Origin of the sequence: Amycolatopsis sp. NPDC059027 (genome assembly GCF_042739735.1) — a bacterium.
In the GTDB taxonomy this organism is placed as follows: Bacteria; Actinomycetota; Actinomycetes; order Mycobacteriales; family Pseudonocardiaceae; genus Amycolatopsis.
In genome coordinates this window covers 87,964-95,557 of sequence record NZ_JBHYIK010000015.1, presented here as the reverse complement: position 1 = coordinate 95,557, position 7,594 = coordinate 87,964, and the positions used below count along the sequence as shown (strand labels likewise).

The following is a 7,594-nucleotide window of genomic DNA, read 5'->3' as shown; positions in this document are numbered from 1 at the left end:
CCCGGGGCCGCCCGCCCGCGGGGGGGGGGGGGGCGGGGGGGGGGCGGCCGTCACTTCGCGTTCGTGCGAATGAGGGCTGAAGGGCGCACGAACAGGTCTCACGCTAATCCCGGCACGCGGACCGTGCCAGGTGGAAGAACCGGCAGAACTAGCGGGAACGCAGGGCGCCGGCGAGCCCGCGCCTGCCGTCGATGCCGAGTTTGCGATAGGCGGAGGTGAGGTGTTGTTCCACCGTGCGCAACGTGAGGAACAGTTCCTCGGCGATCTGCCGGTTGCCCGCGCCCGCCGCGGCCCGTTCGGCGATCCGGCGTTCCTGCGCGGTCAGCGCGGCCAGGCCGATCCGGGGTGCGTTCGGCCGGCGGCCGGCGATCCGCGTCACCGCCTCGGCGGCCTTCTCGGCCAGCCGGTGGGCGCCGCATTCGTGCGCGAGCCGGTGTGCCCGGGTGAGCACGGTTCTGGCGTCGGCGCGGCGGCTTTCCCGGTGATGGGCGAGTCCTAAGTGGAACAGGGAGTACGCGCGGGCCAGTTTCGCAGGCGAATCCGTCAGCACGGCAACGGATTCGGCGAGCAGGTCGGTGTCGCGGGTGATCCGGCCGAGCGCGCGCAGGGCCTGGCCGAGGGCTCGTGGCGCGCCCCAGCGCCGGGCCAGCTCGAGCTCCTCGGTCGCCAATTCGACAGCCGTGCCGGTTCGCCCCAGCCGGTGGTTCGCCAGTGCCGCCCGGGACCGCCACGGGATTTCCGCCGGATTGTGGATGTCGTATCCGGCGAGGCTGCGGCCGCACTCCAGATGATCCGCCAGCGCGCCTTCGAGGTCCCCGCGCAGCGAGCGCATCTGCCCGCGCCCGTGCAGCAGCCAGTTCACGAAGTAGCTCGGCTGCCAGGTCTCGGGTTCCCCGGCCGCGCTCAGCAGCCGTTCGGCCTCTTCGAACTCACCTCGGGCGAGGTGGACCCGGATCAGATGACCCTCCCAGCCGGACGCCGGCCAGTGGCCCCCGGACAGGCTGTCGCGGAGCTCGATCGCCGCGCGTGCCTCGTCGAGCGCGTCGGTGAGCCGGCCGGTGTGGAAGGCGACCACACCGTGCAGCGCGTGCCCGAGTTCGGCGAACATCGGCTGACCCGCCACGGACGATTCGGCCACGAGTGCCTCGCTGAACCGTGCGGCGAGGTCGAATTCGTCGGCCCGGCACAGCCCGGCGGCACAGAACGCGAAGGCCCCCAGCCGTTCGATGGCCGAGGCCGTGGGCAGTTCCCATGCCCGGCGCAGATCCTCGACCACCCGCTCCCGGCCGGTTCCGGTGCCGGACCGGTGATGCGCGGTCAGCGCCGCCGCCAGCCGCGCGGAATCCGGGAAGGCCGCGGCCCGTTCGCGCAGGCGGGCAAGCCGTTCCTCGTGCGGGAACCCGGGGATGCCGACGCCCGCGCCGATCGCGTACGCCTCCAGATCGCAGACCAGCTGGGGCTCGCTGTCCCCGAGGGCCGCCGCCACCTGGTCGAGCACGTCACGCCCCATCGAGAAGTTCCCGCTCGCCCCGGTGGCGAGGGTGAGGTCCTTGGCCACGGTCGCGGTGAACAGCCGGTCCGGCCAGGATTCGCGCGGCAACGCGACCACGGCGTCGAACGCGTCGGTGAGGTGTGCCACGGCGGAAGGCAGGTCCACGGAGAGCGCGGCGCGGCCCAGTTCGGCGGTCACCACCACCCTGGTCGTCTCGTCCCCGCTTTCGGCGAGCGCGCGGCGCAGGTACCGCCCCGCGGGCTCGGCGACGCCCCGGTGCAGTGCCTGCCGGGCCGCCCGGCGCAACGCGTCGGCCGCCCACGGCTCGCCGATCGGATCGCAGGCGAGCAGATGCGCGGCGACCCGTTCCGCGTCGCCGCGCCGGGTGTCCAGCACGCGGGCGGCCTGCGCGTGGGCGGTGCGGCGCCGCCCGGCCGGGATCTCCCCGTCGACCGCGCCGCGGACGATGGCGTGCGCGAACCGCATCGGGGCCAGGCCGCGGAGCAAACCCATGTGCGACAACAGGTCCGCGGCACGCTCGACAGTCTCCTCGGGGAGTCCCGCGACGGCGGCCACGACCGGCACGAAGGCACTCTCCCCGAGGATCGCCATCGCTTCGGCCACCGCGGCGCAGGCGGCGGAGGCGTCCGGATCGGCGCGCCGGATCCTGGTGAGCACCCAGCGCGACACCCCGTGCGGGCTGAACTCGGCCAGCCGGGTGATCGCGTCCTCGGTGGGCGGTACGTCCTCCGCGGCCAGGGTGGCGAGCAGTTCGCCGAGAAGGAACGCGTTCCCGCCGGTGACTTCGCGGCAAGCGGCCACGAAACCGTGTTCGGGTTCGGCCTTCAGCGCGGCGCGGGCGAACGCGGCGACGTCCGGTTCGGACAGTCCGGACACCGCCACGGGGCGCAGGTGCCCGGTCAGCTGGTCGACCAGCGCCTCCTGACCGCCCCGCATTCCGGTGGTGCGCGCCGCGATCAGCAGGAGCGGTACCGGATCCGCCCGGCCGGCGAGGTACGCCAGCCAGCGCAGCGAAGCCTCGTCCGCCCATTGCACGTCATCGACGACGAGCACGATCGGACCCTGTTCGGCCAGCCGCACCGCGAGCCAGTACAGGGCGTGCGGAACGGCGAAATGCGCGTCACCGGCTTCGGCGGGTGGTCCCGGCTCCGGCCACACCGCGGCGACGGCCGGAGCCACCGCCCCGGCGAACAACGCGGCACGGTCCGCATCGGACAGTTCGGCGATGATCGGCTGGAAGAGCTGGCGCACCAGGCCGAACGCGTAGTCCTGCTCCAGCGGATGGGCGCCTGCCCACAACACCCGGTGTCCGTTTCGGACAGCGAGGCCGGCCGCGCTGTCCAGCAGGGCGGACTTCCCTGCGCCGGAAATCCCCGACAGCACCAGATGATCCGGTTTCCCCGCGGCGAGGACATCCGCTATGGCGGTGAGCTGGGCGTCCCGGCCGAACAGCGGGGTGTTCACGATTCCCCTGCCGCGAGAGCCGCGGCGAGCTCTTCACGGCGATCGATGCCGAGCACCTGGTACACGCCGGTGAGATGGTGTTCCACGGTGCGCAAGGTCAGGTAGTGCTCCTCGGCGATCTGCCGGTTGGTCCGTCCGGCCGCGGCCAGCTCGGCGATCCGGCGCTGCCGCGGGGTGAGTGCCCCGGCGCCGGTCCGCGCCGCGCGGGGCCGCCGGCCGCCGGCACGGGTGATGGCTTCCCCCGCGCGCTCGACGAGCGCGTCCGCCCCGCATTCCCTGGCCAGCCGGTATGCCTGGCGCAGCTGGGCCCGCGCGTCCTCGGCGTGACCGCGGGCGTGCAGGGCCAGCCCGAGCCGGAACCGGCTGCGAGCGTGTTCGAGGCGGGCGGGCGAACCCGCCAGCACCTCGGCCGATTCGGCCAGCGTGTCCAGGTCGTCGTGGATGATTCCGTGCGCCCGCAGCGCGATGCCGAGCGGGCGCGGGACACCCCACGCGCGGGACAGCTCCAGTTCCGCACCGGCCAGCCGCGTGGCCTCCGCGGGCTCGCCGAGCCGGTGGTGGATCACCGCGGCGCGGGACCGCCAGGCCGACAGCGCCGGACTTCCGATTCCCAGCCCTTCGAGGATCCGGCCGGAGCGCAGCTGGTCCTCGAGCGCTCCGCGCGGGTCACCGCGCAGCAGCCGGATCCGGCCACGCACACCGAACAGCGCGGACGCCCCGGTGCTCTCGGGAACGTCACCGTCGAGAAACCCGAACCTGGCGAGCACCGCGTCCGCCTCGTCCGGCCTGCCCTGGTCCACATAGGACTCCGCGAATCCCGCGTAGACGTCAGGATGGTTGCCCTCGCCGTTGACCGATTCGGAGATCTCGTCGGCGATCCGCATTTGCTCGATCGTGTCGGTGACATGGCCTTTCTGGTACGCGACGAAGCCGAATGTCCAGTGCGCCCATTTCGCGATCGTCGGAATTCCCGTGGCGCGCGCGAGTTCGAGGATCCGGTCACCGCTCGCGTCGGCGAGGTCGAACCGGCCGGCGTAGCAGCTGGCGGCCGCGGCCAGCCCGGTCGCCACCAGGGAGAGCTGATCGTGCCCGGCCTCGAGCTCCAAGGTCCGCTCGGCCATGGCGACCACCTCCGCACACGAGCCACCCGCCCATGCTCCGTAGATCGCCAGGGACGCGGCCGCCCAGCGAACGATCTCCGGGCTCGTGGCCGTGGCGAACAGCCGGCGCGCCCTGGCGGCCATCGGTGGCGCGAAGGCGGCGAGTCCGATCATCATGCTGGTCGCCTCCAGCTCCATGATCAGCTCGTGCTCGCCGGGGCCGAGGCCGGCCATCGCGTGGGCCAGTACCTTCTCCGCGCGCGCGAACTCGCCGCACTGCGTGATCGCGACCGCGAGACCGCTCGCGATCCGGGCGGCGCGGCGGGGGTCCCCTGCCTTGTCGAACGCTTCGCTGAGATGGGCGACCGCGCTCGGCGCGTCCACCGCGAGCTCGGCCTGGCCCAGTTGAGCGAACAGGTCGACCTCGAGAGCTCCGGGCGCCGGCTCCTCCAGCGCGCGGCGGAGATAGGTGACCGCGGCCTCGGGACCGCTCCGGCGCATCGCCGTGTCCGCGGCCGCCCGGAGCGCGTCGACCGCCCACGGTTGCCCGGTCGGGCCCGACGCCAGCAGCTGAGCGGCGATCTGTTCGTCCGGCCGGCGCCGCTCGTGGAGCAGACGGGCGGCGCGCCGGTGGGCTGCCTCGCGTTCGTCCGGCGCGATCCCGGAGAGGACCGCGTTGCGGACGATCGAATGGACGAACTCCAGCGGATGCGTCCCGGCCAGGAACCGCAGCGCGGCCAGTGCGTCCGCCGCCGCACCCGCCCGGTCCAGCGGTAGATCGGCCAGAGCGGCGGCGGTGGCGAGGTCCGTGCCGTCGCCGAGCACCGCGACCGCCTTGGCCAGTTCGGCGGTCGCCGAATCGGCCCGTATCCGGGCGGACACCCATGCGGACACGGTCTCCGGGACCAGGTCCGGCACCCGGTCCGCGACCTCCGCGGTCGGGGTGAGGCCCTGGGCGGCCAGCGAGGCGGCCAGTTCACCGAGCAGGAACGGATTGCCCGCGGTGGCGCGGTGACACGCGGCGCTGAAACCGGGATCGGGCGAGCGGCCGAACACCCCGGTCATCAGCTCGGCCGCCTGGCCGGTGGTCAGCCAGGGCACCTCGACACCGGCGAGCGCGTCGGCCAGTTCGGCCAGCAACCCGGGATCGGCGCCGGGCTCGGCGACGTTGCGACAGGCCAGCAGCACCACGGGCAGTCCCTCGGCGCGCCGGGCCAGGTACAGCAGCCAGCGCAGTGTGGCCGTGTCCGCCCACTGGACGTCGTCGATCGCCAGTACCAGGGGCCGTCGCTCGGCGAGCCGCGCGGTGAGCCAGTACAGCGCGTGCACCACGGCGAAGGTGTCCCCGACATCGTTGTCATGCTCGGCGTTCCCGCCGATCACCTGTCCGGCGGGGGCGGCCAGGCCACTCAGCGCGACGGCGCGTTCCTCTTCCGGCTGGGCCGCCAGCAGTGGTTCGAACAACTGCCGGACGACGCCGAAGGTGAAGTCCCCCTTCAGCGGATGCGCCCGGGCACTGGCCACCGGCAGGCCCGCGGCCCCGGCCAGCTTCCCGGCCGCCGCCAGCAGGGCGGTCTTGCCGGCACCGGGCGGCCCCTCGAAGACCAGCATGCCGGCACCGGCCGTGAGCAACTCGCGCACACGGGCGAGCTGGTCCTCGCGGCCGATCAAGGGCCGCTCGGTTTGCAGAACCACCGTGGTACCTCCCCCGCACCAGGATCATCACCCACTGTCACCAAAACGGGGTGCCCGATTGGTTAATCCGGGGTGCCCGTTAAGTATTGCGGTGCAGACCGTGAGGCAAAACGGGGGGTCGAGACTAACACTGTGTGATGTCACGCCGCTGGGGGTTCAAGGCGCCGGGACGAGAGCAATGAGGGGCATCATGCAGTGGGGGAAAGAAGCGACGTTCGGTGAGTTGCTGCTGCGGCACCGGCAGGCGACCGGGCTCACACAGGAGGAACTCGCCGAAGCGTCGGGAATGAGCGTGCGCGCGATCGGCGACATCGAACGCGGCAGGGCGCGCGGTCCGCAGCGGCGGTCGGTGGACGCGCTGGCCGACGCGCTGCGGCTGGCGGATCGGGCGCGGGCGGAATTCCTCGCCGCGGCCCGCCGAGGCCGTCGCCGCGCCCCGGCCGGGCCGCCGAAGCCGGACCCGTCCGGGGAACTGATCGGCCGCGACACCGAACTCGCCGAGCTTCGCGCGTTCGCCGAACTGGTCGCGCGGGGGACCGAGGAGGTTCCGGTCGCCGCGATCTCCGGGCTGCCGGGCGTCGGCAAGACCAGCCTGCTCACCACCGCCGCGCACGCGCTGGCGGACCTGTTCCCGGACGGCCGGTTCTTCCTCGACCTGCGGGGGATGGACGAACCGCTGACCCCGGCGCGGGCGCTGGACCGGCTGCTGCGCCTGCTGGGCGTGCCCGAGACCGAGATCCGCGGATCGCTCGCCGAGCGGGCCTGGCTCTACCGGTCGCTGCTCGACGGCAAGCGGGTCCTGCTGGCGCTGGACAACGTGCCGGCCGCGGACGCGGTCCGGACGCTGCTCCCCGGGACCGCCCGGTGCCTCGTGCTGGTGGCGGGCCGGCGAGCGCTGACCGAACTCACCGGCGGTCACCACCGGGTGCTGAACGTGCTGCGGACCGCCGACGCGGTGGCCCTGCTGGCGCGGATCGCCGGTGCGCGGCGGGTGGACAGTGAGCCCGGCGCGGCGGCGGAAGTCGCGCGGCTGTGCGGAAATCTGCCGCTGGCACTGCGGCTCGCCGGGCACCGGCTGGCCGTGAGTCCACAGTGGACGCTGAAGGGCCTGGCCACGATGCTGGCCGACGAGCGGCGGTTGTCCCTGCTGTCCGCGGGTCATCTCCAGGTACGGACGGCCTTCGCGTTGTCCTACCGCCAGCTCGGCGAACGAACCCGGCTGGTCTTCCGGCACCTGTCGGTCGTCCCCGGCGCGGACTTCACCCCGGCGCTGGCCGCGGTGGCCGCCGGGATCGAACCGGACGACGCCGGACGCGCGCTGACGGCGCTGGCCGAGGCGAGCCTGGTGCGGCGCGACGGCGACCGGTACGAACTCCACGGGCTGCTCCGGGCGTTCGCCGTCGAACGGTTCCGGGAGGAGGAATCCCCGTCGGCGCGGCGGGCGGCCGCCGACCGGACGAACGCGTGGCTGGTGCACACCGCGACGCGGGCGGGCCTGCTGTTCGACGTGTGGCAGCGAGCCGAACCGTGCGGCGAGCCCGCTTCGGTTCCGCTGCGCACGTGCGCGGAGGCCGAGGCCTGGCTGGACGCCGAGGCGGGCAACTGGATCCCGGCGATCCGGTACGCGGCACACGCCCGCTGGCACCACGACGTGATCGCGGTCGCCCGTGCCCTGCACTGGTTTTCCTACGTGCGGGTGCGGCCGCATCCCTGGCCCGAGTTGTTCGGCCTCGGGGGGGCTGGCCCGCCGGCGCCGGGCGCCCCCCCCCCGCGGGCGGCGTCGCCCTGACCCCCCAAGTGGGGGACGGCGACGCCCCCCCCC

General features: G+C 73.8%; 3 protein-coding genes. 1 reads left to right on the top strand and 2 read right to left on the bottom strand.

From position 1 onward, the window contains the following. Nucleotides 1–148: 148 nt before the first annotated feature. Both ACFWY9_RS13030 and ACFWY9_RS13025 read right to left on the bottom strand, forming a co-directional pair. A complete protein-coding gene (locus ACFWY9_RS13030) occupies nucleotides 149–2,977 on the bottom strand; it encodes an ATP-binding protein (protein ID WP_378338946.1) in 2,829 nt (942 codons plus the stop codon). Then, complete coding sequence (locus tag ACFWY9_RS13025) at nucleotides 2,974–5,772, bottom strand: AAA family ATPase (RefSeq protein WP_378338945.1); 2,799 nt, start codon at nucleotides 5,770–5,772, stop codon at nucleotides 2,974–2,976. Before ACFWY9_RS13025 ends, ACFWY9_RS13030 begins: the two co-directional genes overlap by 4 nt. Before the next feature lie 190 nt (nucleotides 5,773–5,962). Between ACFWY9_RS13025 and ACFWY9_RS13020 the strand changes: the two genes are divergently transcribed. Then, nucleotides 5,963–7,561 carry a helix-turn-helix domain-containing protein gene (locus ACFWY9_RS13020; protein WP_378338944.1) on the top strand — a complete coding sequence of 533 codons (1,599 nt, stop codon included), beginning with the start codon at nucleotides 5,963–5,965 and terminating at the stop codon, nucleotides 7,559–7,561. Nucleotides 7,562–7,594 lie beyond the last annotated feature (33 nt).